The organism is Streptomyces sp. NPDC051822, assembly GCF_044452745.1.
Lineage (GTDB): Bacteria > Actinomycetota > Actinomycetes > Streptomycetales > Streptomycetaceae > Streptomyces.
Window position 1 is genome coordinate 525,386 of the sequence record NZ_JBITBZ010000004.1, and the last position, 23,223, is coordinate 548,608.

23 protein-coding genes are annotated in these 23,223 nt (G+C 72.2%); 16 read left to right on the forward strand and 7 right to left on the reverse strand.

What is annotated here, in order from left to right:
- Positions 1-165: 165 nt before the first annotated feature.
- Complete coding sequence (gene miaB / locus ACIA8N_RS17095) at positions 166-1,695, reverse strand: tRNA (N6-isopentenyl adenosine(37)-C2)-methylthiotransferase MiaB (RefSeq protein ID WP_365779333.1); 1,530 nt, start codon at positions 1,693-1,695, stop codon at positions 166-168.
- A 288-nt stretch (positions 1,696-1,983) separates the two neighbouring features.
- Between miaB and ACIA8N_RS17100 the strand changes: the two genes are divergently transcribed.
- From ACIA8N_RS17100 to ACIA8N_RS17115, 4 genes are all read left to right on the forward strand, one after another.
- Entirely contained in the window at positions 1,984-2,658 is a 675-nt protein-coding gene (locus ACIA8N_RS17100) for a DedA family protein (RefSeq protein ID WP_365779680.1), read from the forward strand.
- Positions 2,659-2,753: 95 nt separating this feature from the next.
- Complete coding sequence (locus ACIA8N_RS17105; RefSeq protein WP_365779331.1) at positions 2,754-3,905, forward strand: histidine kinase; 1,152 nt, start codon at positions 2,754-2,756, stop codon at positions 3,903-3,905.
- Entirely contained in the window at positions 3,896-4,540 is a 645-nt protein-coding gene (locus ACIA8N_RS17110) for a response regulator transcription factor (protein WP_365779329.1), read from the forward strand. Before ACIA8N_RS17105 ends, ACIA8N_RS17110 begins: the two co-directional genes overlap by 10 nt.
- A gap of 552 nt (positions 4,541-5,092) precedes the next feature.
- Positions 5,093-5,203 carry a hypothetical protein gene (locus ACIA8N_RS17115; protein WP_365779327.1) on the forward strand — a complete coding sequence of 37 codons (111 nt, stop codon included), beginning with the start codon at positions 5,093-5,095 and terminating at the stop codon, positions 5,201-5,203.
- A 24-nt stretch (positions 5,204-5,227) separates the two neighbouring features.
- Here ACIA8N_RS17115 and ACIA8N_RS17120 read toward each other — a convergent pair whose 3' ends face one another.
- From ACIA8N_RS17120 to ACIA8N_RS17130, 3 genes are all read right to left on the reverse strand, one after another.
- The gene (locus ACIA8N_RS17120) at positions 5,228-6,613 is read right to left on the reverse strand and encodes a hypothetical protein (protein ID WP_365779325.1); all 1,386 of its coding nucleotides are present in this window, start codon (positions 6,611-6,613) and stop codon (positions 5,228-5,230) included.
- A gap of 15 nt (positions 6,614-6,628) precedes the next feature.
- Entirely contained in the window at positions 6,629-7,591 is a 963-nt protein-coding gene (locus tag ACIA8N_RS17125; RefSeq protein WP_365779322.1) for a hypothetical protein, read from the reverse strand.
- Between the two features lie 91 nt (positions 7,592-7,682).
- Positions 7,683-8,168: a hypothetical protein gene (locus tag ACIA8N_RS17130; protein ID WP_365779319.1), complete on the reverse strand. Its 486-nt coding sequence runs from the start codon at positions 8,166-8,168 to the stop codon at positions 7,683-7,685.
- Positions 8,169-8,829: 661 nt separating this feature from the next.
- Here ACIA8N_RS17130 and ACIA8N_RS17135 point away from each other — a divergent pair.
- From ACIA8N_RS17135 to ACIA8N_RS17150, 4 genes are all read left to right on the forward strand, one after another.
- Positions 8,830-10,056: a sialidase gene (locus tag ACIA8N_RS17135; RefSeq protein ID WP_365779316.1), complete on the forward strand. Its 1,227-nt coding sequence runs from the start codon at positions 8,830-8,832 to the stop codon at positions 10,054-10,056.
- Between the two features lie 13 nt (positions 10,057-10,069).
- Complete coding sequence (locus ACIA8N_RS17140; protein ID WP_365779314.1) at positions 10,070-11,227, forward strand: chromosome condensation regulator RCC1; 1,158 nt, start codon at positions 10,070-10,072, stop codon at positions 11,225-11,227.
- 14 nt (positions 11,228-11,241) lie between these two features.
- Positions 11,242-12,435 (forward strand): chromosome condensation regulator RCC1, encoded by a 1,194-nt coding sequence (locus ACIA8N_RS17145; RefSeq protein ID WP_365779312.1) that lies wholly within the window; start codon positions 11,242-11,244, stop codon positions 12,433-12,435.
- Positions 12,436-12,576: 141 nt separating this feature from the next.
- Positions 12,577-13,575 carry a TAXI family TRAP transporter solute-binding subunit gene (locus ACIA8N_RS17150; protein ID WP_365779310.1) on the forward strand — a complete coding sequence of 333 codons (999 nt, stop codon included), beginning with the start codon at positions 12,577-12,579 and terminating at the stop codon, positions 13,573-13,575.
- Here ACIA8N_RS17150 and ACIA8N_RS17155 read toward each other — a convergent pair.
- Both ACIA8N_RS17155 and ACIA8N_RS17160 read right to left on the reverse strand, forming a co-directional pair.
- Positions 13,554-14,990, reverse strand: a complete 1,437-nt coding sequence (locus tag ACIA8N_RS17155; protein ID WP_365779308.1) for a HAMP domain-containing sensor histidine kinase — start codon at positions 14,988-14,990, stop codon at positions 13,554-13,556. The genes ACIA8N_RS17150 and ACIA8N_RS17155 overlap by 22 nt on opposite strands.
- An 18-nt stretch (positions 14,991-15,008) precedes the next feature.
- A complete protein-coding gene (locus tag ACIA8N_RS17160) occupies positions 15,009-15,722 on the reverse strand; it encodes a response regulator transcription factor (RefSeq protein ID WP_365779306.1) in 714 nt (237 codons plus the stop codon).
- Between the two features lie 274 nt (positions 15,723-15,996).
- Between ACIA8N_RS17160 and ACIA8N_RS17165 the strand changes: the two genes are divergently transcribed.
- The 8 genes from ACIA8N_RS17165 to ACIA8N_RS17200 all read left to right on the forward strand — a co-directional run bounded on the left by ACIA8N_RS17165 (position 15,997) and on the right by ACIA8N_RS17200 (position 22,434).
- On the forward strand, positions 15,997-16,794 hold the full coding sequence (locus ACIA8N_RS17165) for an amino acid ABC transporter ATP-binding protein (RefSeq protein ID WP_365779304.1): 798 nt from the start codon (positions 15,997-15,999) through the stop codon (positions 16,792-16,794).
- Positions 16,795-16,848: 54 nt separating this feature from the next.
- The gene (locus ACIA8N_RS17170) at positions 16,849-17,670 is read left to right on the forward strand and encodes a glutamate ABC transporter substrate-binding protein (RefSeq protein WP_365779302.1); all 822 of its coding nucleotides are present in this window, start codon (positions 16,849-16,851) and stop codon (positions 17,668-17,670) included.
- 119 nt (positions 17,671-17,789) lie between these two features.
- A complete protein-coding gene (locus ACIA8N_RS17175) occupies positions 17,790-18,464 on the forward strand; it encodes an amino acid ABC transporter permease (RefSeq protein ID WP_365779300.1) in 675 nt (224 codons plus the stop codon).
- Positions 18,461-19,351 carry an amino acid ABC transporter permease gene (locus ACIA8N_RS17180; protein ID WP_365779297.1) on the forward strand — a complete coding sequence of 297 codons (891 nt, stop codon included), beginning with the start codon at positions 18,461-18,463 and terminating at the stop codon, positions 19,349-19,351. Before ACIA8N_RS17175 ends, ACIA8N_RS17180 begins: the two co-directional genes overlap by 4 nt.
- Before the next feature lie 192 nt (positions 19,352-19,543).
- The gene (locus ACIA8N_RS17185) at positions 19,544-21,247 is read left to right on the forward strand and encodes an FAD-dependent monooxygenase (RefSeq protein WP_365779294.1); all 1,704 of its coding nucleotides are present in this window, start codon (positions 19,544-19,546) and stop codon (positions 21,245-21,247) included.
- A gap of 71 nt (positions 21,248-21,318) precedes the next feature.
- The gene (locus ACIA8N_RS17190) at positions 21,319-21,366 is read left to right on the forward strand and encodes a hypothetical protein (protein ID WP_309506048.1); all 48 of its coding nucleotides are present in this window, start codon (positions 21,319-21,321) and stop codon (positions 21,364-21,366) included.
- Between the two features lie 97 nt (positions 21,367-21,463).
- A complete protein-coding gene (locus ACIA8N_RS17195) occupies positions 21,464-22,018 on the forward strand; it encodes a cysteine dioxygenase (RefSeq protein ID WP_365779292.1) in 555 nt (184 codons plus the stop codon).
- Positions 22,009-22,434: a rhodanese-like domain-containing protein gene (locus tag ACIA8N_RS17200; protein ID WP_399416598.1), complete on the forward strand. Its 426-nt coding sequence runs from the start codon at positions 22,009-22,011 to the stop codon at positions 22,432-22,434. Before ACIA8N_RS17195 ends, ACIA8N_RS17200 begins: the two co-directional genes overlap by 10 nt.
- A 221-nt stretch (positions 22,435-22,655) precedes the next feature.
- Here ACIA8N_RS17200 and recX read toward each other — a convergent pair whose 3' ends face one another.
- A complete protein-coding gene (gene recX / locus ACIA8N_RS17205; RefSeq protein WP_365779288.1) occupies positions 22,656-23,222 on the reverse strand; it encodes a recombination regulator RecX in 567 nt (188 codons plus the stop codon).
- Between the last annotated feature and the right edge of the window lies 1 nt (position 23,223).

Genomic DNA, 23,223 nt, shown 5'->3' on the forward strand with positions numbered 1-23,223 from the left:
TGCGCGAGGCCCGGGGAGTCCGGGTCCCGCGACACGCGGTCCCCGACCGGCGAAGCCCCGCCGCCGCACCCGGCCGCACCGTGCCCCGCCGCCGTGCCCCGCCGCCGACTGCCCGTCGCCGATCTACCCGTCGCCGATCTGCCCGTCGCCGACCCGTGTCGTGGGTCAGTGGCTTCCGCAGGCCGGGGCGTCCATCGCCGGGAGGGGTTCCGGGACGCCGATCTTCGGCAGGCCGAGCAGGACGCCCGCCGGCTTCGACGCGGCCTGCGTGGTGCGCTTCTCCCAGGCGTCGCCGGCGCGGGTGCGGCGGACCGCCGTGACGGGGCCCTCGGCGAGCAGGTGGTGCGGGGCGGCGTACGTGATCTCGACGGTCACGACGTCGCCGGGGCGGACGTCCTCGCCGGGCTTCGTGAAGTGGACGAGCCGGTTGTCGGGGGCGCGGCCCGAGAGGCGGTCCGTGGCGCCGTCCTTGCGGCCCTCGCCCTCGGCGACCATGACCTCCAGGGTGCGGCCGACCTGCTTCTTGTTCTCCTCCCAGGAGATCTCCTCCTGGAGGGCGACGAGCCGCATGTAGCGCTCCTGCACGACCTCCTTGGGGATCTGGTCCTCCATGTCGGCCGCCGGGGTCCCGGGGCGCTTGGAGTACTGGAAGGTGAAGGCGTTCGCGAAGCGGGCCTCGCGGACGGTGTGCATCGTCTGCTGGAAGTCCTCCTCGGTCTCGCCGGGGAAGCCCACGATGATGTCGGTGGAGATGGCCGCGTGCGGAATGGCCGCGCGGACCTTCTCGATGATCCCGAGGAAACGCTCCTGCCGGTAGGAGCGGCGCATCGCCCGGAGGATCGAGTCCGAGCCGGACTGGAGCGGCATGTGCAGCTGCGGCATGACGTTCGGCGTCTCGGCCATCGCCGCGATCACGTCGTCGGTGAAGTCGCGCGGGTGCGGGGAGGTGAAGCGGACCCGCTCAAGGCCCTCGATCCGTCCGCAGGCGCGCAGCAGCTTGGAGAACGCCTCGCGGTCGCCGAGGTCGGAGCCGTACGCGTTGACGTTCTGGCCGAGCAGGGTGATCTCGGAGACGCCCTCGGCGACCAGCGCCTCGATCTCGGCGAGGATGTCGCCGGGGCGGCGGTCCTCCTCCTTGCCGCGCAGGGCCGGGACGATGCAGAAGGTGCACGTGTTGTTGCAGCCGACGGAGATCGAGACCCAGGCGGCGTACGCGGACTCGCGGCGGGTCGGCAGCGTGGAGGGGAAGGCCTCGAGGGATTCGGCGATCTCGATCTGGGCCTCCTCCTGCACGCGGGCGCGCTCCAGGAGGACGGGCAGCTTGCCGATGTTGTGCGTGCCGAAGACGACGTCGACCCAGGGGGCCTTCGCGACGATGGTGTCGCGGTCCTTCTGGGCGAGACAGCCGCCGACGGCGATCTGCATGCCGGGGCGCGTGGTCTTCATGGGGGCGAGCCGGCCGAGGTTGCCGTACAGCTTGTTGTCGGCGTTCTCGCGGACCGCGCACGTGTTGAAGACGACGACGTCGGCGTCCCCGTCGGAGCCCTTGGGGGCCTTGACGTAACCCGCCTCCTCCAGCAGACCGGAGAGCCGCTCGGAGTCGTGGACGTTCATCTGGCACCCGTAGGTGCGGATCTCATAGGTCTTGGTGCCGTCAACGCTCACTGCGGTGCTCCGGTCGCTGCTGCTCGTCATGCGTCCAAGGGTAGGCGGTCCGGGGAGGGCCTCCGCCCGGGTCCGGGAGGGCGTACGGCTCCGGAGGGCGTACGGCTCCGGGAGGGCGTACGGCGAACCGGGCCCGGTCCTCGGGGGGGGGCGCACCCTGCGGTTTTCCGCAGGGGCGGGGGTGCGGGGAGCCGCACCGGGCCGGACGGTCCTCCTCATACCGCCGCCGAGCAGGGGTTCCTAGGTTCGATGACGGAGCACGGGGCGCCCGCCCCGGTCGTCCTCCCCGCCGCTCTCCCGCCGCTCTTGGAGTCGCTCATGAACCCGCTCACGGACCTCACGCCCCTGGCTCTCGGCCGGCAGCCGGCGGACGGTGTCGCCGGCTGGGCCGCCGGTCTCGTCGACACGATGGGCGGTCCCGGAGCCGGTCTCGCCATCGCCCTGGAGAACCTCTTCCCGCCGCTGCCCAGCGAGATCATCCTGCCGCTGACCGGCTTCGCGGCCGGTCAGGGCGTCCTGAGCCTGGCCTCGGCGCTGTTCTGGACCACACTCGGCTCGGTGGTCGGGGCCGTGGCGCTCTACTGGATCGGGGTCCTCTTCGGCCGGGAGCGGATGCACCGGATCTGGGCGCGGCTGCCCCTGGTGAAGGCCTCGGACCTGGCCCGTACCGAGGAGTGGTTCGCCAGGCACGGCGCCAAGGCGGTCTTCCTCGGCAGGATGGTGCCGATCTTCCGGAGCCTGGTCTCGGTGCCGGCCGGTGTCGAACGGATGCCGATGCCCCTGTTCATCGTGCTCACCACCCTCGGCAGCCTCGTCTGGAACAGCGTGCTCGTCGTGGCGGGGTACTGGCTGGGCGACCGCTGGGACGTCGTGGAGACCTACGTCGGGGTCCTGTCGAAGGTGGTCCTGCTCCTCGCCGTCGCCGCCGTCGCGGCCTACGTGGCGGTCCGGCTGCGCGGCCGGAGCGGGGCCCGGCACCGGCGCGCCTCGTGACCCCGGGCTCCCTCCCCGGCGGTACGGCACCGCCTCCCGTACGGCCGCCGGAGCGATCTTGTCCGGGTCCTACGGGCGCACTACTGTCGGATCCCGTGCAGGGGGAGCCGGGAGGGACCGCGTCCTGGCCTCGGCGCGGCCTCGGGACCCTCGCCGGCTGTGCGACCGCCCTGCTCGGCGCGCTCCACTTCCTCGTCGCCGGCGTGGCCCTCGGACCGTTCCTGCTCCGGCCGCGCACCCGGGCCGCGGCCCTGGGGATCCTGATGGCCGGCGCCCGGCGCCTGGCCGGTCTCGAACGGCTCCGCCGCTCCGCCTTCTTCGGCGACCGCTTCCCCGGCCGGTACCAGGCCTCCGACCGGAAGGTCCTGCGCTACCTCGCGGTCCGCGCCGCCACGGGACTGCTCTGCGCGGTGGTCGTCGGACTGCTCGTCTTCGGTGCCGTCCTCGCCGGGCTCCTGGTCCACGGCGCCGTCCGGGGCACCCTCGGACGGTGGGAGCTGCTCGGCCAGGTCCTGCTCGGCGGGGTGCTGCTCTTCCTCGACCTGCAGGGCCTGCACTCGCTGGCCGCGCTCGACGCCCGTACCGCCCGTGAGTGCTTCGGTCCCTCCGAGCGGGAACTGCTCCGGCGCCGGATCGACGAACTCGCCGCCAGCCGGGCCGCGGTCGTCGAGGCCGTGGACGCCGAGCGGCGACGCATCGAGCGCGATCTGCACGACGGGGTCCAGCAGCGTCTGGTGGCGCTCTCGATGCTGATCGGCCGGGCGCGCCGGGGCCGTGACCCCGGGCAGGCCGACGCGCTGCTGCTCCAGGCGCACGAGGAGTCCCAGGGCGTGCTGACCGAACTGCGCGAGGTGGCCTGGCGGGTGTATCCGTCGGCCCTGGACGGTCTGGGCCTTGAGGAGGCGATCGGCGGGGTCGCCGAGCGGTGCGCCATCCCGCTGCGGACCCGCTTCGAGGTCGGCGCCCCGCTGCCGCGGCCGGTGGAGACCGCCGCCTACTTCGTGGTGTCGGAGTCCGTGACGAACGCGGCCAAGCACTCCTCGGCGTCGGCGATCTCGGTGGCGGTGGTGCGCGAAGGGGCGCGGCTCACCGTCCGGGTCGAGGACGACGGCACGGGCGGCGCGGACGCGGCCGGCGGCGGGCTGACCGGCCTGCGCAGCCGAGTGGCCGCGCTCGACGGCGTCCTGCACATCCACAGCCCCCTGGGGGGACCCACCACCGTGACCGCGGAGCTGCCGTGCGTGTGATCCTGGCCGAGGACTCGACCCTGCTGCGCGAGGGTCTGGTCAGACTGCTGGCCGAGGAGGGCCACGAGGTCCTCGCCGCGCTGGGGGACGCGGTGACGCTCCTGGAGGAGGTCGAGGAGCGCCGGCCGGACATCGTCGTCGTCGACATCCGGATGCCCCCGACCCATACGGACGAGGGGCTGCGGGCGGCCGTCGCGATCCGGGAGCTCTTCCCCGGGGTCGGCGTGCTCGTCCTCTCGCAGCACATCGAGCGCGCCTACGCGGCGCAGCTCCTCGCCTCGAACGCCGAACGGGTCGGCTATCTCCTGAAGGACCGGGTCGGGCAGGTCGAGGAGTTCCTCGACGCCCTGGAGCGGATCCACGCGGGCGGGGCGGCGATCGATCCGGAGGTCGTACGGCAGCTGGTCGTACGGACCACCCGCGCCGACCCGCTGGCCCGGCTCACTCCCCGGGAGCGCACGGTCCTGGAGGCGCTGGCGCAGGGGCACACGAACACGGCCATCGCGGGGAAGCTGCACATCTCCCTGAGCGCGGTGGAGAAGAACCTCAACGCCGTCTTCGACAAGCTGGAGCTGTCCCGCACCAGCGGCTACAGCCGACGGATCCTGGCGGTGCTCCGCTACCTGGAGTCGTAGGCCGGCCGCGAGTGCGGGGCGGTGAGGAGCTTCAGCGGCGCCACTCGGCGAGGACCTCTTCGGTGTGCTCGCCGGTCCATCTCCAGCTGCACACGGCGCTCGGCTTCGAGCCGCCCGCCTACGCGCATCTCGCGCCGCTGATGAAGGCCGAGGGGCCCTCGCGCCGCAAGCTCAGCAAGCGCAAGGACCCCGAGGCGTCGGTGGACTACTACCTGACCGCGAGGTATCCACCGGCCGCGGTCCGGCACTACCTGCGGGGTCTGGCCAACATCCGGCTGATGGACGTCCCCACGTCCCAGACGCTGGCCGCGCCCGTCCGCCTCGACGGGATGCGCCCTTCGGGCCCGCTCCTCGATCTTCCCAAACTGCGGTCGCTGGGCCGGGAGTTCATCGCCTCGCTCGGCGCGGACGAGCTGTACGCCCAGCTCCTCGCCTGGGCGGAGGAGCACGATCCGGAACTGGCGTCGGTCCTCGTCCGTCATCGGGGGATCGCCGACGGCCTGGCCCCGGGATCCGGGCCGCTGGGCGGGCCCGCCGAGGGAGGTCGCGAACGTGGTCCGGGTCGCCCTCACGGGCGCCACCCGCAGCCCCGACCTGTTCGCGGTGGCACGGGTGCTCGGGGCGGAGGAGGTGCTGCGCCGCCTCACCGCCGTGGCGGGGTGAGGCGGCGCGGTACGGGTCTCCCGGTCAGTCCAGCGGCATGCTCCGGTCCGAGGACCGCACACCGGGAGCCGTCGGCGCGGGGATCTTGAGGAGCCCCTTGTCGCTGGAGCTCGCGGGCGCGTCGGCGCCGACCGGGGTGGTGGTCATCGGCCGGGCGGCGGCGCAGCGCTGCTTCTCGGCCTGCGACATGGGTCCGGTGCGCTGGAGCAGCCGGTCGGGCACGGCCCGCGAGGGGCCGTCGATGACGGCGTGCAGCCGGTAGTCGTCCTTCTTGCTGACGAACCAGCCCTCGACGCGCTCACGGCTGGGCTGCATCTCGACCCAGCTGACCTCGCCCGGCTGGATCTTCTCCACCACGGTCCGCTGGTCGCTGCTGAACCACTGCCAGGGCCGCTGCCAGCCCTTCTCGTAGGCGAGGGCGAATTGGGTCGCCATCGGCCGCTCCTTGACCCGCTTCTCGTCCTCCTCGCGTACGCCCGACGTGGGCAGCCGGGCCACCTCGTTGAGGGCGAGGCCGGCGTCGGCGTACGTCTGGGAGACGCTGTCGTGCCCGCGCTCGGAGTAGGAGAGGAGCCGGGAGTGTTCCAGTGTGTTGCGGGTGCAGTTGACGAAGGCCTCGCCGATGACCCGCGCCCGGTCGTAGTAGCGGAAGGAGGTGCGGGTGTCCGGCCGGAAGGTGCAGGAGTTCTCGCCGTTGCAGGCGGCGGCCGCGTTGTGGAGGGTGCTCTCGCGTTCGTTGCCCTTGTACGCCTCCGAGGTCCCGAGCGCCGTCTTGTCGACGGTCTCGTCGAGGGCCGTCGGGACCTCGACCGCGCGGATCCGGGCGATCATCGGCGAACAGGTCACGTGCGTACGGGAGTCGGTGACCTTGGAGGTGAAGGTGAGCAGCGGCTCGTTCTCGCCCGCGGTGAAGACGTAGCTGCGGGCGGTCCAGCGGCCGGTGCCGGGCTTCCCCTTCGTACGGTCGGGGTCCCCGGCGGTGGTGACCTCCCGGACGGGGCCGCCGGAGCCGCCGACGGTGTACGGCTGTCCGTCGACGACCTGTTCGCCGGTGCACTCCTTGGAGACGGCGGGGCTGTCCTCGTAGCTGACGGTGACGCGGGCTCCGGCCCGGACCCCGCGCAGCCGCTGCTGGAGGGTGTTGCCGTCCTTCTGGAGGGCGACGCCGTGGGAGCCGTCGGTCCGGCCCGAAGCGGTGGGCGAGTAGCGCTGGTTGAGGCCGGTCCAGGAGTCGATGCCGACGGTGGTGGGGCCGTCGCCCTTCATGACCGGGTCGGCGAAGTCGCCGTTGAGGACGGGGACGGCCTGGGACGCGGGAGCGGCCTGTGCCGCGTACGAGAGAGGCACGACGGGCAGCAGCAGTCCGGTGGCCCCGAGGACGACGAGGGCCGGGAGCGTGGTGCGGTTCATGGTGGTTCTCCCGGGTCAGGAAGCGTCGGCGGGCAGGGTGACGACGTGCTTCGGCGCTGCGCCCGGAGGCACCGCCCGCGCGGCGGGGACCTCGGGGGCTGAAGGCGGTCCGGGAGCGGGAGCCGGGGCAGGGCCGGGAGCGGGAGCCGGGGCGGTGTTCCCGGAAGGCCGCGTGCCGCCGCAGACGCCGGCGGGGGCCGCGTACGTCTGGGCGATGAAATTGCTGCTGGTGACCATTGAGGGGCTGTCCACGACGATGCCGAGGATCCGCTGCCCCGTGTCGGCGACGAGGCTGCCGACCACGCGTCGCATGGCGGCGCTCGCACCGAAGACGAGCATGTCGTGCGCCTTGACGGTCGACTTGTAGACGGTCGTCTCGGTGTTCTCGATGGTCCAGGACTTGGAGTACGTGGCCTTGAACGCGGCTTCGAAGGCGAGCTTCGCGCTCATGGAGCCGGACACCTTGGCGCCGCCGGCGACGGAGGTCTTGGTGCCGTTCGTCGAGGTGGGCCCGTCCTTGAGGTTGGGTGTCTTGTTCTCGCTGGTGATGTCGTTGGAGAGGTTGGTGGTGACCTCTCCGGAGGCGCTGACGGAGCCCTCGGCGGTGATCTTGCCGGAGATCTCGCCGCCGATGTTGTCGGTGCTGCCGGTCTTCAGGGTGACGGTCCGGTCGACGGCCATGTCGCTCTGGGTGCAGTTGATCACCGCGTTGCCGAGCGACTTCACGGTGGTGACGTACTCGCGGCCGAGCTTGGGGTCGATGGTGAAGGTGCAGGCCGAACGCTTGGTGCCGCAGTACTTCAGGACGTCGCCGACCTTGGCCGGGCGGCCGTCGGCGGTGAGGGCTCGGGGGACGGGCGTCTCGCCCGGCCCTCCCTCGGCGGCGGCGCCGGCGGGCGGCGCGAGGGAGACGGCGGCGAGGCCGAGGAGGACGGAAAGGGCGGGCAGCAGGGCGGCGCGGCGATGGCACGCGGGCATGACGGAGGGTCCCTTCGGGACAGAGGGGAGCGGGGACTGGCAAGTGGGGAGTGGGGAGGGAAGGAAGCAGGGGACGTGCGCGAGGTGCGGCTCAGCCGCCGAGGAGGCCGCAGAGCTGGTCGACCGGGAAGGGGGACTGTCCCGGGTCGGTGGAGCCCTGCGGCAGCGAGCCGGGGAAGGACTCGCAGGTCGAGGTCACGGCCTGGGCCGCGTTGTTCTTCGGCTCGGGCTCGTTCGAGGCGATGGTGTCGGTCATGTCCTTGAGGCCCTGCTCCTCGGCGGCGCCCTTGCCGCCGGTCAGCTTGCTCATGCAGGAGGACGAGTCGGGCGGGCACTCCTCCAGCTTCTTCCCGGCGTCCTTGATGTCCTTGTCGGCCTTGGTGGCCGCCTCCTGGGTCTTCTTCTGCTGCTCCTCGATCTCCTTCGCCTCTTTGGCGTTGGCCTCCTTGTCCTGGCAGGCCTGGTCCTCGGGCTTGCACTCCTCGCCGTACGCGGCGGGGGCGAGCGGGAGGGCGAGGGCTGCGGCGAGGAGGGCGACGGTCAGCACACGACGTGGCGACGCCTTCGACACGGGCATGGGAACTCCCTTGGGACGGGGGGTGGTTGGCTGGCTCGGCCAGGGACGCCAGGGGCGGACAGGGGACTGTCCTCAAGATCACCGAGCGCAGACCGACGCTAACCGCAGGGGCCCCGGCGCCCCGGCAGGACACACGGCGCGGCGTGCACGCCGGGGGCCGCTCACCACTTCGGCGGAGCGCACTCGGGTCCGCGGCGAGGGGCCGGACGGGGGTGTCCGCGAGCCGTCGCCCGCACGTGCCGGTCCACCCGTTCGCAGGGATTCGGGGGTACGGGCGAGGGCGCGGGCGACCGGGTACGGCGGGGCTCCTCACTCCCCCGGCCGCCGCCGTTCGGCGGCGCGCCGGGGCGCCCCAAGCGAGCCGACGGAAGGGGCGTTCCGGGTCGAGTGCGCCCCCTGGGACGCCGCCCCGAACGGAGGTCCGACAAACGGGTGTTTCAACGCTTTCCGGTCGCCATGGTGATCATTTTCGGACAGTCTGCTCCTGTGCCCGGCGGCCCGTCCCGGCCGCCGCACCCGGCCGTGGGCGCCCCATGCCCAGAGGCCCGGCACACCGTGTTCGCATGACCCGCGACCGGCCCCGTACACCTCCGCCCTCCCCGCGGACGCCACGGTCCGGACGCCGCGCTCCCGTATGTCCCCGTCGAAGGAGAGCAGAGCCATGTCCCGTTCACGACGCAGTTCCTCGCACACGACAGCGCGCTCCAAGCGGCTCACCGCCGCCGTCCTCACCGCCGCCGCACTGACCGCCGTACCGGCCCTCGCCCCGGCCGCGACCGCCAACGAGGGCAACCCGACCGTCCTGAGCTGGGGCGCGGGCCGCACCGGCCAGCTCGGCAACGGCACCCTCGGCGACAGCCTCAGCCCGTCCTCGGTCACCAGCCTCTTCCGCGGCGACGTGGACCAGATGTCGGCGGGCGGCACCTCGTCCGCCGACTCCTTCGCCCTCGCCCGTACCGACAAGACGGTCAAGTCCTGGGGCCACAACTCCTCCGGCCAGCTGGGCAACGGCGGAAACGCCAACCAGACCGTGCCCACCACGGTCCCCCGTCTGAACAACATCAAGGACATCGCGGCCGGCGGCAAGCACGCCCTCGCCCTCGACACCAGCGGCCAGGTCTACTCCTGGGGAGACAACGCCTACGGCCAGCTCGGCAACAACCGCACCGGCGACAGCCGCACCGTCCCCGACCGCGTCCAGGGCATGCCCAAGGTCAAGCAGATCTCGGCCGGCTGCGACTTCAGCCTCGCCCTCCTGGAGAACGGCAAGGTGTACGCCTGGGGCCGCGGCATCCACGGCCAGCTCGGCACCGGCAACCGCGCCACCAGCTCCGTACCCCGGCTCGTCGAGGGCCTGAAGGAGGTCGTGGAGATCGACGCCGGCTGCCACCACGCCCTCGCCCTGACCTCCGACGACACCGTCAAGGCCTGGGGCTACAACCTCTACGGCCAGCTCGGCAACTCCAGCACCAAGAGCTCGACCCTGCCGGTCGACGTCGACTGGGTGGAGGGCGTCTCCGACATCGAGGCGGGCGCGCACCACAACTACGTCAAGACGAGCGACAGCCATGTCTGGGGCTGGGGCAACAACCAGTACGGCCAGCTCCTGGAGTCCGACGAGGCCTTCGACTCCAACGTCTCCCGCACCAACCGCACCGCCCCCGTCGAGATCCCGCGCCTCGAAGGCGTCCAGCACCTCGCCGCGGGCGCCCGGCACGGCGTCGCCGTCACGGCCGACGACGTCTTCGCCTGGGGCCACAACGGCGAGGGCCAGCTCGGCAACGGCACCACGGTCTCCCGCTACGAGTCGGTGAAGATCCTCAACGAGGGCTCGGCGATCAAGGCGGTGGCGGTGTCGCTCGGCGGCAACACGACGTACGCGTACTGAGGGGGCTGCGCCCATGACGTACGCGTACGCACGCCTCGCCGCCGGGGCCCTGGCGCTGCTCGCCCTCGCGGCGGTCCCGGCCCACGCCGAACCACGTGATCCGTGGGTACGGGGGTGGGGCCTGAACACCGCGGGCCAGCTCGGCAACGGGAGCACGCTGGACCAGCAGACCCCGTCACCGGTCAAGGGCCTGGCCCTGGCCGATGTGCGCGAACTCGGCGGCGGTGGCGGCAACAACGCCAACTCCTTCGCGGTCGCCCTCCTGAACGACGGCACCGTCCAGTCCTGGGGCGGCAACAACAACGGGCAGCTGGGAGACGGAACAACGACCGCCCGGCCGTTCCCGGCGACGGTCGCGGGCCTGTCCCGCGTCTCCGAAGTCGCCGCGGGGGTCCACTTCGCCTTCGCCGTGCGCGACGGTCGGGTCCTGGGCTGGGGCGACAACGCCTACGGCCAGCTCGGCAACGGCGGCACGGAGGGGACGAACCGCCCGGTCGCGGTGCAGAGCCTGAACAAGGTCAAGGACATCGCGGCGGGCTGCTATCACACCGTGGCCCTGCGCGAGGACGGCACCGTCTGGACCTGGGGCCGGAACGCCGACGGTCAGCTCGGTATCGACTCGACGACCGACCAGAACACACCGAAGAAGGTCCCCGGACTCACCGACGCCGCGGCCATCGCCATCGGCTGCCATCACACCCTCGCCCTCCTCGCCGACGGAACCGTGAAGGCCTGGGGCCGGGGCACGTTCGGCCAGCTCGGCAACGGCACCGTCGAATCGAGCCCGACGCCCGTGGACGTACGGCACCTCGACGGCGTCGCCCGCCTCTTCAGCGGCGGCTATCACAGCCTCGCCGTCCTCGACGACGGCAGCGTCCGCGCCTGGGGCTGGAACTCGGCGGGGCAGCTCGGCGACGGCACCACCGTCGACCGGACCACCCCGGTCCCGGTCTCCGCGCCCCCCGACGTGACCGCCGTCGCCGGCGGCTGGAAGCACACGATCGCCGTCCTCGCCGACGGGTCCGTCCGGTCCTGGGGCGACAACAGCTCCGGCCAGCTCGGCGACGGCACCACCACAAGCTCTCTCACCCCGGTCACCGCCCTGCCCGCGGGCAGCGGTGTGACCCGCGTCGCTGCTTCCACCGTCTGGAAGTCCAGCTACGCCTACTGACCCGGAAGGTCCCCATGCGTCTCCCCGTACGTACGTATCTGCTCACCGCCCTCACGGCGGCCACCGCCCTCACCACCCCCGTGGTCACCGCCCACGCCGCCGCCGGCACCGACCCCTGGGTGCGGGCCTGGGGCGAGAACACCGTGGGGCAGCTGGGCAACGGCAGTGTCCTCGCCCAGCAGACCCCCACGGCCGTCTCCGGCATCACCCGCGACGACGTCCGTGAGATGTCCGGAGGCGGCGGCGGTGCCGGCAACACCGCCAACGGCTTCGCCGTCGCCCTCCTCAAGGACGGCACCGTCAAGAGCTGGGGCTCCAACGCCACCGGCCAGCTCGGCAACGGCACCACCACCGCCCAGAGCTTCCCCGCGACCGTCAGCGGCCTCTCCGGGGTGAGCGAGGTCTCCGCCGGCGCGAACCACGTCCTCGCCGTCAAAGGCGGCCGGATCCTCGCCTGGGGCAGCAACGCCTCGAAGCAGCTGGGCACCGGCCAGGACGTCACCAACCCGTACAAGAACCCGATCCCCGTACAGAGCCTGGACAAGGTCAAGGACGTCGGCGCGGGCTGCGACTTCAGCGTGGCGCTGCGCCAGGACGGCACGGTCTGGACCTGGGGCCTGGGCACCAACGGACGTCTCGGCACGGGCAACAACACCACCCGCGAGACCCCGCAGCAGGTGCCCGACCTCGTCGACGTCGAGTCGATCTCGGTGGGCTGCGAGCATGTGATCGCCCTCACCGCCGACGGCACGGTGAAGTCCTGGGGCAAGGGCGCCGAGGGCCAGCTCGGCAACGACGCCACCACCGACAGCAACAAGCCGGTGGACGTCGCCTACATCGACTCGGTCGCCAGGATCTTCGCCACCTCGGCGTCCGCCTTCGCCGTCCTCGACGACGGCAGCCTCGTCGGCTGGGGCAAGAACACCGACCGGCAGCTCGGCGACGGCACCAACGCCAACCGCACCACCCCGGTCGTCCTGGACGGCATCAAGGGCGTCCAGGACATCGCGGGCGGCGCCGACTTCACTCTCGCCGCGCTCGACGACGGCTCGGTGATCGGCTGGGGCGCCAACGCGGCCGCCCAGCTCGGCGACGGATCGACGACCGCGCCCACCGCGCCGAGCGTCACCACGGTCGCGCTGCCGCCGGGCAGCGGCATCACCCACGTCACCACGACGAAGACGGGCAAGTCAGGCTTCGCCTACTGACGAGCCCGCCCTACGGGCCCGCTCGCCCGGGTCCGTACCAGTCCCCTGACGTCCGTACGGGCCCGCTCGCCCGGGTCCGTGCGGACGCCCACACCGCCCGATCCTGGCCAGGGACGGCGGTGAGCTGGCAGGATCGCCGTCATGCTCGCCTCCCTCTCCCGTGCCGCCCGCCGCCGTGTCCTGGCGGTCTCGGCCGCGCTGCTCGCGGTGTGCGGGGTGCTGGTGTGGTGGCTGGCACCCTTCGGCGCGCCCGCGCCGAGCGGCACGGTCACCTTCAGCACGGGCGTCCCCACCGGCGTCTACCAGCGGTACGGGGAGCTGCTCAAGCAGGCCCTCGCCACGGACCTGCCCGAGGTGTCGATACGGCTCAAGGACAGCGAGGGCTCCCAGCAGAACCTGGCCCGGGTGGCCACGGGCGAGGCGGACTTCACCGTCGCGACGGCCGACGCGGTGGCCCAGTACCAGCGGGAGGGCAGGCCCGGCTTCGAGCGGCTGCGCGGCTGCGCCCGGCTGTACGACGACTACGTCCAGCTGGTGGTCCGCAAGGGCTCGGAGATCCGCGAGCCGCAGGACCTGCGCGGGCTGCGGGTCGGGGTCGGCCAGGACGGGTCCGGCGTACGGCTGATCGCCGACCGGGTCCTCGCGGCGGCCGGCCTCACGCCCACCCGGGACGTCGAGCCGGTGTCGGCGGGCATCGACACGATGCCGGGGCTCCTGCAGCGCGGCGAGCTCGACGCCTTCTTCTGGTCGGGCGGGCTGCCCACGCACGCGGTGCAGGACCTGTCCGAGCGTTTCCCGATCCGGCTGATCCCGCTCGACGCGGCCCTGGTGGACCGGATGCACCAGGCCGGCGACGCGACCCGCCACTACCGGTCCGCGGTGATCCCCGCCGACGCGTACACGAAGGCCCAGGACGGGCAGCAGGTGGAGACGCTGGCGGTGGCGAACCTCCTGGTCACCACGGTCGGGGCCGACCGGGACCTGGTGGAGGGCTTCACCCGTACGGTGATCAGGAGCCGGGACCGGATCGGCGGCCAGGTCCACCCGGCCCAGCTGGTGGACCTGCGGACCGCCGTCTACACGGAACCCCTGAAGCTCCACGAGGGCGCCCGCCGCTACTACCGCTCGGTGAAGCCCTGACCGGTGCTCCTGCCGCCGTCGGCGGGCGCGTGCCGGGGGACGGTCACCGTCACCCGTAGTCCGTGCGGCTCGTTCGGGGCGAACGCGAGGCTTCCGCCGCCGGCCGTCAGCAGGACGCGCGTGATGGACAGGCCGAGCCCCGAGCCCTTGACGTTCTGGTGCCGCCCGGAGCGCCAGAAGCGGTCGCCGACCCGCACCAGCTCGTCCTCCGTGAGGCCGGGGCCGTGGTCGGCGACGACGACGGAGACGCAGTCGACGCCCTTCGGCACCGGGACCGTGACGGTGACCTCCTCCCCTGGCGGCGTGAACTTGAGCGCGTTGTCGATCACCGCGTCCAGGGCGCTGGAGAGCGCCACCGGGTCCGCCCAGCCCGTGGCGGCTCCGCACTCCCCGGTCAGCAGGACGCCCTTGTCGTCGGCGACCGGCCGCCAGGAGGCGACCCGCTCGGCGGTGAGCGCGCCGACGTCGACGAGCCGCAGCTCGGCCGCCGTGTGCTCGGCGAGCGCCAGGTCGAGGAGGTCGTCGAGGACCTGCGAGAGGCGCTTGCCCTCGGTCCGTACGGAGGCGATCTCCTCGTTCCCCTCGGGGAGCTCCATGGCGAGCAGTTCGATCCGCAGGAGCAGCGCGGCCAGCGGGTTGCGCAGCTGGTGGGAGGCGTCGGCGACGAACGCCCGCTGCTGTTCGAGCGCTTCCTCGACGTTGTCGGCCATCTCGTTGAACGAGAGGGCGAGTCGGCGCAGTTCGGGCGGCCCGCCGGTCGCGGCGACGCGGGAGTTCATCCGGCCGGTGGCGATGTCGTGGGTGACGGAGTCGAGGACGCGGACGGGCCGCAGGACCCAGCCGGTGAGCCGGAAGGCGGCGCCGACGGCGAGCAGCATGGCGGCGGCCTCGCCCGCGAAGATCAGCAGCCAGCCGCGCAGGATGCGGGAACGCAGCTGTCCGGTGGGCGAGTCGGTGACGACGACGGCGACGACGTCCCCGTCCCTGACGACCGGGGAGGCGATGGTGATCCGGGCGTGGCCCTGCCACGGCCACACCTGGGGCGGGTCGTGGCTGCGGCGGCCGAGGAGGGCCTCGCGGAAGGCGCGGCGGCCCTCCCCCTCGGAAGGGAGGGCCCAGTCCTCGGGGGCGGCGGCCATGGCCCGGTTGTCGCGGTAGAAGATGCCGACGCGGATGTCGTACACGTCGTGGTAGCTGGCGAGTTCGCCGCGGAGGGTGTCGCGCCGCTCGTCGGTGCCGGGGCTGGTCTCCCTGACGAACTGGGCGAGGGCGGCGAAGCGCGCGCCGTCGTCGAGCCGGTCGACGATGACCCGCTGCTGCTCGGACGCGGCGAGACTGGCGGCGAGGGGGAAGCCGAGGGCGAGCAGGACGCCGGCCATCAGGATGATGAGCAGCGGCAGGAGGCGGGTGCGCACGGAGGGGCCGTCCCGCGGTCAGGCGGCGGGGGCGACCAGGCGGTAGCCGACGCCCCGCACGGTCTCGATGAGGGCGGGCATGCGCAGCTTGGAGCGCAGGGAGGCGACGTGCACCTCCAGGGTGCGGCCCGTCCCCTCCCAACTGGTGTGCCAGACCTCGCTGATGATCTGTTCGCGGCGGAAGACGACTCCGGGGCGCTGGGCGAGGAGGGCGAGCAGGTCGAACTCCTTGCGGGTGAGGGGGATGCTCTCGCCTTCGACACTGACCCGCCGGGTCGGCAGCTCGATGGTGACGGATCCCAGCCGCAGCAGGGAGGCGTCGGCTCCCGTGCCGCTCCCGGCGGTCTCCTCGGTGCCCGCGTTGCGCCGGCTGACCGCGTGGATGCGGGCGAGGAGCTCGCCGGGGTCGTAGGGCTTGACGACGTAGTCGTCGGCGCCGAGGTTGAGCCCGTGGATCCGGGAGCGTACGTCGCCGCGCGCGGTCACCATGATCACCGGGGTGGTGGTGAGCTTCCGGATGCGGCCGCAGACCTGGTAGCCGTCCTGGTCGGGGAGGCCGAGGTCGAGCAGGATCACCCCGTAGGAGGGGCGCTCGCCCTGCGCCGTGGGCAGGACGGCCTGGAGCGCCTCCTCGCCGTTGCGGGCGTGGGTGACGGTGAAGCCGTGCCGGGCGAGGATCGCGGAGAGGGCTGCGGCGACATGGTCGTCGTCCTCGACGAGCAGCAGTCGCATACGTACCTCCTCCGTGGTGATGCGCCGATCGGCGGCTCTCTGTGTACCAGGTGGTACCAGGGCATGAACACCGATCTTCGGTGTCACAGTCAAGTGTCACCTTGTGTCGCCGGTGTTTCTGTTATGCACCCGGTACGACTGCGGGTGTCCCGTTCACGCACTGTGTCCGGTTGCGGCCGGATCGTTATCCTCAATTTCCGCTCAGATGTAATGACGGTCCTCACATCGGGTCTCTAGTGTCCTCCCCAACCGAGGAGGACGGAGCAAGAGCCCGATGAGCGGAGAGTCTGTGTCCAAGTCAGCGCCCGTAGGGCCCGAGGACACCCCGCGCGCCGCGGACGACCTGGTCGTACTGTCCGGCGTGAACAAGCACTTCGGCGCACTGCATGTCCTCCAGGACATCGACCTGACGATCAGCCGCGGCGAGGTCGTGGTCGTCATCGGACCGTCCGGGTCCGGCAAGTCGACGCTGTGCCGCACGATCAACCGGCTGGAGAGCATCGACTCCGGCTCCATCAGCATCGACGGCAAGCCGCTGCCGGCGGAGGGCAAGGAGCTCGCCCGGCTGCGGTCCGACGTCGGCATGGTGTTCCAGTCGTTCAACCTCTTCGCGCACAAGACGGTGCTCGAGAACGTGATGCTGGGGCAGATCAAGGTCCGCAGGACGGAGAAGAAGGCCGCCGAGGCCAAGGCCCGCGCCCTGCTGGACCGGGTCGGGGTCGGCACCCAGGCCGACAAGTACCCCGCGCAGCTCTCCGGCGGCCAGCAGCAGCGCGTGGCGATCGCCCGCGCCCTCGCGATGGGCCCGAAGGTCATGCTGTTCGACGAGCCGACCTCGGCTCTCGACCCCGAGATGATCAACGAGGTCCTGGAGGTCATGCAGCAGCTGGCCAGGGACGGCATGACGATGGTGGTCGTGACCCACGAGATGGGTTTCGCCCGCTCCGCCGCCAACCGGGTCGTGTTCATGGCCGACGGACGCATCGTCGAACAGGCCACGCCCGAGGAGTTCTTCAGCAACCCGCGCAGCGACCGGGCCAAGGACTTCCTCTCCAAGATCCTTCACCACTGAGCGAGTTCGGGCCTATTCTTCCCAACTCACTTCTAGATCAAGGGACATTCCTCGATGAAGCTTCGTCGCATCTCCACCGCCGTCGCGGCCGCCGCCGTCCTCGCCCTGACCGCCACCGCCTGTGGCGGCGGCTCGGACTCCGGCAGCAACGGTGACAAGATCAACGTCGGCATCAAGTTCGACCAGCCCGGCCTTGGCCTGAAGACCCCGGACGGCAAGTACGCCGGCTTCGACGTGGACGTCGCCCGTTACGTCGCCAAGGAGCTCGGCTACGCCGAGGACAAGATCAACTTCAAGCAGGCGCCGAGCGCCGAGCGCGAGAACCTGATCAAGAACGGTGACGTCAAGTTCGTCGTCGCCAGCTACTCGATCAACGACAAGCGCAAGAAGGAGGTCGACTTCGCCGGTCCGTACTTCCTGGCCCACCAGGACCTGCTCGTGCGCGCCGACGACAGCTCGATCACCAAGGTCGAGGACCTGAACTCCAAGAAGCTCTGCTCGGTCACCGGCTCGACCTCCGCGCAGAACGTCAAGGACAAGCTGGCCCCGAAGGCCGACCTGCAGCAGCTCGGCGGCTACTCCGAGTGCCTCACCGGCCTGGAGAACAAGGCCGTCGACGCCCTGACCACCGACGACTCCATCCTCGCGGGCTACGCCTCGCAGAAGGAGCACGCGGGCAAGTTCAAGCTCGCCGGTCTCCGGATGAGCGACGAGAAGTACGGCATCGGCGTCAAGAAGGGCGACGACGAGCTGCGCGGCAAGATCAACAAGGCGCTGGAGAAGATGGTCTCCGACGGCACCTGGGAGAAGCTCGTCAAGGAGCACTTCGGCCCCTCCGGCTACAAGTACGAGGCCGCTCCGAAGGTCGAGAACTGATCTGACCCACTCCGGCCGTGACGGCCGCCCCTCCGCGGGGCGGCCGTCACACCGGCACCGGCCGCTGCCCACGCACCGGCCGTCACACCGACCGACCACCAGGGGAGAGCGCGGGCATCGTGTTCGACTTTCTTGATTCCGGGCAGTACGACCTGCTCGGCGCCTTCTGGGTGACGGCGAAGCTCGCCCTCTACTCGGCGATCGGCTCGCTGATCTGGGGCACCGCCCTGGTCGCGATGCGGGTCAGCCCGGTCCCGCTGATGCGCGCCTTCGGCACCTCGTACGTGAACATCGTCCGGAACACTCCGCTGACAGTGGTCATCGTGGCCTGCTTGCTGGGCCTCAACCAGACCCTGCTCATCACGCTCGGCGGGCAGCGCTCCGAGGACATCGGTTTCCGGCTCGCCGTCCTCGGACTCATCGCCTACACCGGCACCTTCGTCTGCGAGGCACTGCGCTCGGGGATCAACACCGTCCCGGCGGGCCAGGCCGAGGCCGCCCGCGCGCTCGGCATGAGCTTCACCCAGGTCCTCACGCTCGTGGTCCTCCCGCAGGCCTTCCGCGCCGCGGTGACCCCGCTCGCCAACGTCCTGATCGCCCTCACCAAGAACACCACCGTGGCGGCCGCCATCGGCGCCGCCGAGGCCGCGTTCCTGATGAAGGAGATGATCGAGAACGAGGCCGACGCGCTGTTCGCCGTCTTCGCGGTCTTCGCCTTCGGATTCATCGCCCTCACCCTCCCCACCGGCCTGATCCTGGGCTGGGCGGCCAAGCGACTGGCGGTGAAGCGATGAGCTCCGTCCTGTACGACACCCCCGGGCCCCGCGCCAAGCGGCGGAACATCCTCTACACGATCGGCTTCCTCGCGGTCCTCGCCCTGGCGGGCTGGTGGGTGCTGGCCGCCCTGAACGAGAAGCACCAGCTGGACGCGGACAAGTGGAGCCCGTTCGTCACCGACTCCCAGGTCTGGACGACGTACCTGCTGCCCGGCCTCATGGAGACCCTCAAGGCCGCCGCGCTCTCCATCCTGATCGCACTGCCCCTCGGCGCGGTCCTCGGCATCGGCCGGCTCTCCGACCACCGCTGGGTGCGGGTGCCCGTCGGCGCCGTCGTGGAGTTCTTCCGCGCCATTCCGGTGCTGCTCCTGATGATGTTCGCCAGCCAGCTCTACCGAGAGTTCACGACCGTGAGCTCGGACTTCCGCCCGCTGTACGCGGTCGTCACCGGCCTGGTGCTCTACAACGCCTCGGTGATCGCCGAGGTCGTCCGCGCAGGAGTGCTCTCGCTGCCCCGGGGCCAGGGCGACGCGGCCGTGGCGCTCGGCATGCGCAAGGGCCAGACCATGCTGTACGTCCTGCTGCCGCAGGCCGTCACCGTGATGCTCCCGGCCCTGGTCAGCCAGCTCGTCGTGATCGTCAAGGACACCGCGCTCGGCGGCGCCCTGCTCGGCTTCGGCGAACTGCTCAGCCAGAACCGGCAGATCACGGCCAACTACGGCGCCAACACGATCGCGACCCTCGTGGTCATCGCGCTGATCTACATCGTCCTGAACTTCGTCCTGACCACCTTCGCGAGCCGGCTGGAGAGGCGCCTGCGGCAGGGCAGGAAGTCCGCCGCGGTGATCATCCCGGCCCAGGCCGGAGCCACCGACGAGGTCAAGAAGGCCGTCAGCGACGCCTGACCCCGACGGGGTCCGTGGGACAACAGGGGTGGGCCGGAGCGGAACCGACTTCAGGTCGGCCGCACCGCGCCCACCCCGTCGCTTGACGCAAGCACCCTCAGTGGGTTGCATACGGTCTGTGATCAAGCACCGGGCTCGTGCCACACTCAGCTGTGCTGCCCCCATGACCGTCCGGCCTTCAGGAGCCGCGCCGTGGACCCGGTGATCATCGTGGGCGCGGGGCCGGTCGGCCTCGCGCTCTCCCTCGCGCTCGCCGCGCAGGGTGTGCCCAGCGTCGTCCTCGACGAGGGCTCGGGCAAGGAGGAGCCACGCCCCGCCCGGAGCGTCGTCCTGCGCGCCGACACGGCCGCCATGGTGGAGCGGCTCGGCTGCACCACCCTCCGTGACGAGGGCCTCCGCTGGGTCGGCTGGCGCGGTATGCGCCGCCGCCAGCTGGTACGCCACCACGAGCTCGACCTCGGCCTCGGCGGCACGGAGGAGTGGTCCGAGGACCCCGCCGCCCCCGCCACCCCCGCCGCGCCGCTGCACATCCCCCAGCACGCCCTCGCACGCGGACTCCGCGACGCCATCGCCCACCAGAAGCTCATCAGGCTCGTCACCGAGTCCCGGCTCGACACCATCGAGCAGGACAAGGACGGGGTGGTCGCCCACACCCGGGGCCCCGGCGGCACCTGGTGGCGCGGCAGCCACCTCGTCGGCTGCGACGGGGCCCGCTCGACCGTGCGCAAGCTCCTCGGGATCCGCTTCCCCGGCCGTACGGCGGTGGAACGGCACGCCGTCGCGGCCCTTCGCACCGAACTCCCTTGGCCCGGCGAGGCACTGCTGCACCGTCAGCCCCCCTGGCGGGGCGCCCCCGAGGAGATCACCGCCCGCCCGCTGCCCGACGGGGTGTGGCGGATCGACTGGCTGCTGCCGCCCCGTGGCGACCTGGTCACCCCGGACGCGCTGGTAGCCCGGATCCGCGAGACCCTCGCCGGCTGGTGCGACGGGGTGACACCACCCCCGTACGAACTCATCGACACCGGCGTGCACACCCTGCACCAGCGGCTCGCCCGCCGCTGGCGGGTCGACCGGGTCCTCCTCGCCGGGGACGCGGCGCACCTGCTCGGCGCGGTCGGCACCCAGGGACTCGACGAGGGGTTCAGGGACGTGGACAACCTCGCCTGGAAACTCGCCCACACCTGGCACCACGGCGGCTCGGAGCGACTGCTCGACAGCTACCAGAGCGAGCGGCGTACGGCCGTCGCCCACCGGCTGCGCGCGGCGGACCAGTCGCTTCCCGCCCTGCGCGGCGGCGGAGGCCTGCGGACCTACCTCCCCGGGGGCACCCGCGGCCACGACGCCCTGCTGGCCGACGGCCACGTGGGGCGCGGCCCGCTCGGCGCGCCCCCCGCGTACCCGCACTCCCCCCTCGCACCCCCGTACACCGAGGGACGGACGCCCGTGGGCACCCCGGAGGGCGCCCCCGTCGAGGACGTCCGCGTGACCGCCCCGGACGGCACGACCGTACGGCTCAGGGACCGGCTCGGTCAGGGCCGCCTCCTGGTCGTCCTCGTCGCTCCCGGCACCGGGGTGTGGGACCGGCGCCACTGGCAGGGTGCGGGGGTCATGCCCCGGCTCGACGAGGCGGTACGCGCCCTCCCGGCGAAGGCGGAGGTCCTGGTGACCGAGGCGTACCCGGGCGCGCCGGCCCACGCCGTCCTGCTGGTTCGGCCCGACGGGCACCTCGTCGCCGCGTTCTCCGGGGTCCGCGCCGAGGAGCTGTACGCGGCGGCGGACGCGGCCCGCGGCGGCGCGGAGACGGACGGGCCGGAGACGAAGACAGAGGCGAAGACGGAGGAAGAGGTGGCGGCAGCGGTGTCCGCCGACAGCGACCGCACGGCGGACATGCGTTGATTCCCCCGGGCGCTCATGGTGTACTCCGGAGCGTGACCGACACCGATGTGCGCCTGTGGCGGAGGGTCCATATGGACCTCGTCCGCTACGCGGGCTGCGTGTGTCGCCCGTCCTGCTGATCTCGCCCTTCCCCCGCGCGCCCGCCACGGGCAGACGTACGCACGTACGTGTGCCGTGCTGCCGCCGCGCGCTCTCAGCGAACCTGGACGGTCACCCGTGTCTCAACCCACCCCTGCGTCCACCACCGCGAACGCCCACCTCCCTGCCGCTCCCACCGGCGCCCCCACGGCGGCCGATCTCCTCGACTTCGTCCGGCGCACGGCGGCGGACCGGCAACTGGTCGACTCCCTGCCGCTCGACCCCGAGGGCCGCACCTGGGTGCGGCTCGAAGGACCCGGCGGCAGCGAGGCCTGGCTCATCGGCTGGCCGCCCGGCACCGGCACCGGCTGGCACGACCACGCCGAGTCGCTGGGTGCCTTCGCCACCGCGCGCGGCACGCTGACCGAGAACGCGCTCGCGGTCCGGCTGCCGGCGAGCGGCTGGAAGACCCTGGAACTGGCCGACGGCCTCGACCGCTCCCGCCGCCTCGTAGAGGGCAGGGGCCGCGCCTTCGGCACCCACCATGTGCACGAGGTGCTCAACGAGTCCCCGGACACCCATGCGGTGTCGGTGCACGCCTACTATCCGCCGCTTCCGTTGATCCGGCGGTTCAGCCGGACGGGCGCGGTACTCCGTCTTGAGCAGGTCGAGCGTCCGGAGGACTGGCAGTGAGCGACCCACACGAGAGCGAGCGGGTCGGCATCGACGAGCTCCTGGAGCGGGTCAGGTCGGGCCTCGACCGGATCACGCCCCGGGCCGCCCACGAGGCGTACGAGGCGGGCGACGCGCTCCTGGTGGACACGCGCTACGCCGCCCTGCGCGATCGGGACGGGCTGATCCCGGGCGCGCTGGTGGTGGAGCGCAACGAACTGGAATGGCGGCTCGACCCCCGGGGCAGCCACCGCGCGCCCGAGGCGAACAGCCACGACCTGCGGGTGGTGGTCCTCTGCAACGAGGGGTACGCCTCCTCCCTCGCGGTCGAGTCCCTGCGCCGCCTGGGTCTCCACCGGGCGACCGACCTGATCGGCGGCTTCCAGGCGTGGAAGGCCGAGGGCCTCCCGGTCCTGCCACCGGTCACGACCGGCTGAGAGGCACCGGCGGCTGAGAGGCACCGGCGGCTGAGAGACGCGGGCGGCTGAGAGGCGGGCGCCTGACGGATGCGGCCCGTCCCGACCCACCCCGACCGCCCGGCCGTGCTCGGCCCCGGATCGGCATGGCGGGCTCGACATAGCGGTCGCCATAGCGGGCTCGACAGGGCTGGCCCCCCAGAGGTACGACTCGACAAGTCCTTCTGATCTCCCCCCGGGGATCAGAGAGACTCGTCGAGCCCGTCCGTGTCCTCGCCCTCGGCCTCGAGGGCCTGGCGGACGACGCGCAGGGCCATGCCCTCGGGATACCCCTTGCGGGCGAGCATCCCGGCGAGCCGGCGCAGACGCCGGTCGCGGTCGAGGCCGCGGGTGGCGCGCAGCTTGCGGGCCACGAGTTCCCGCGCCGTGGCCTCCTCCTGCTCGGAGTCGAGCTGCTCCACCGCCTCCTGGATGAGGGTCGGCTCGACGCCCTTCGTCCGCAGCTCGCGGGCGAGCGCCCGCCGGGCGAGGCCCCGGCCGTGATGGCGGGACTCCACCCAGGCCCCCGCGAAGGCGGCGTCGTCGATGAGCCCGACGTCCTCGAAGCGGGAGAGGACCTCCTCCGCCACCTCATCGGGGATCTCCCGCTTGCGCAGCGCGTCGGCGAGCTGCTTGCGCGTGCGGGGGGTCCCGGTGAGCAGGCGCAGACAGATCGCCCGCGCCCGCTCCGCCGGGTCCTGGGGTGACAGCTCCTTCTCGGCCCTCGACGAGTCGGGGCTGTCACCCGGCCATTCGGTTCGACCGGTCACC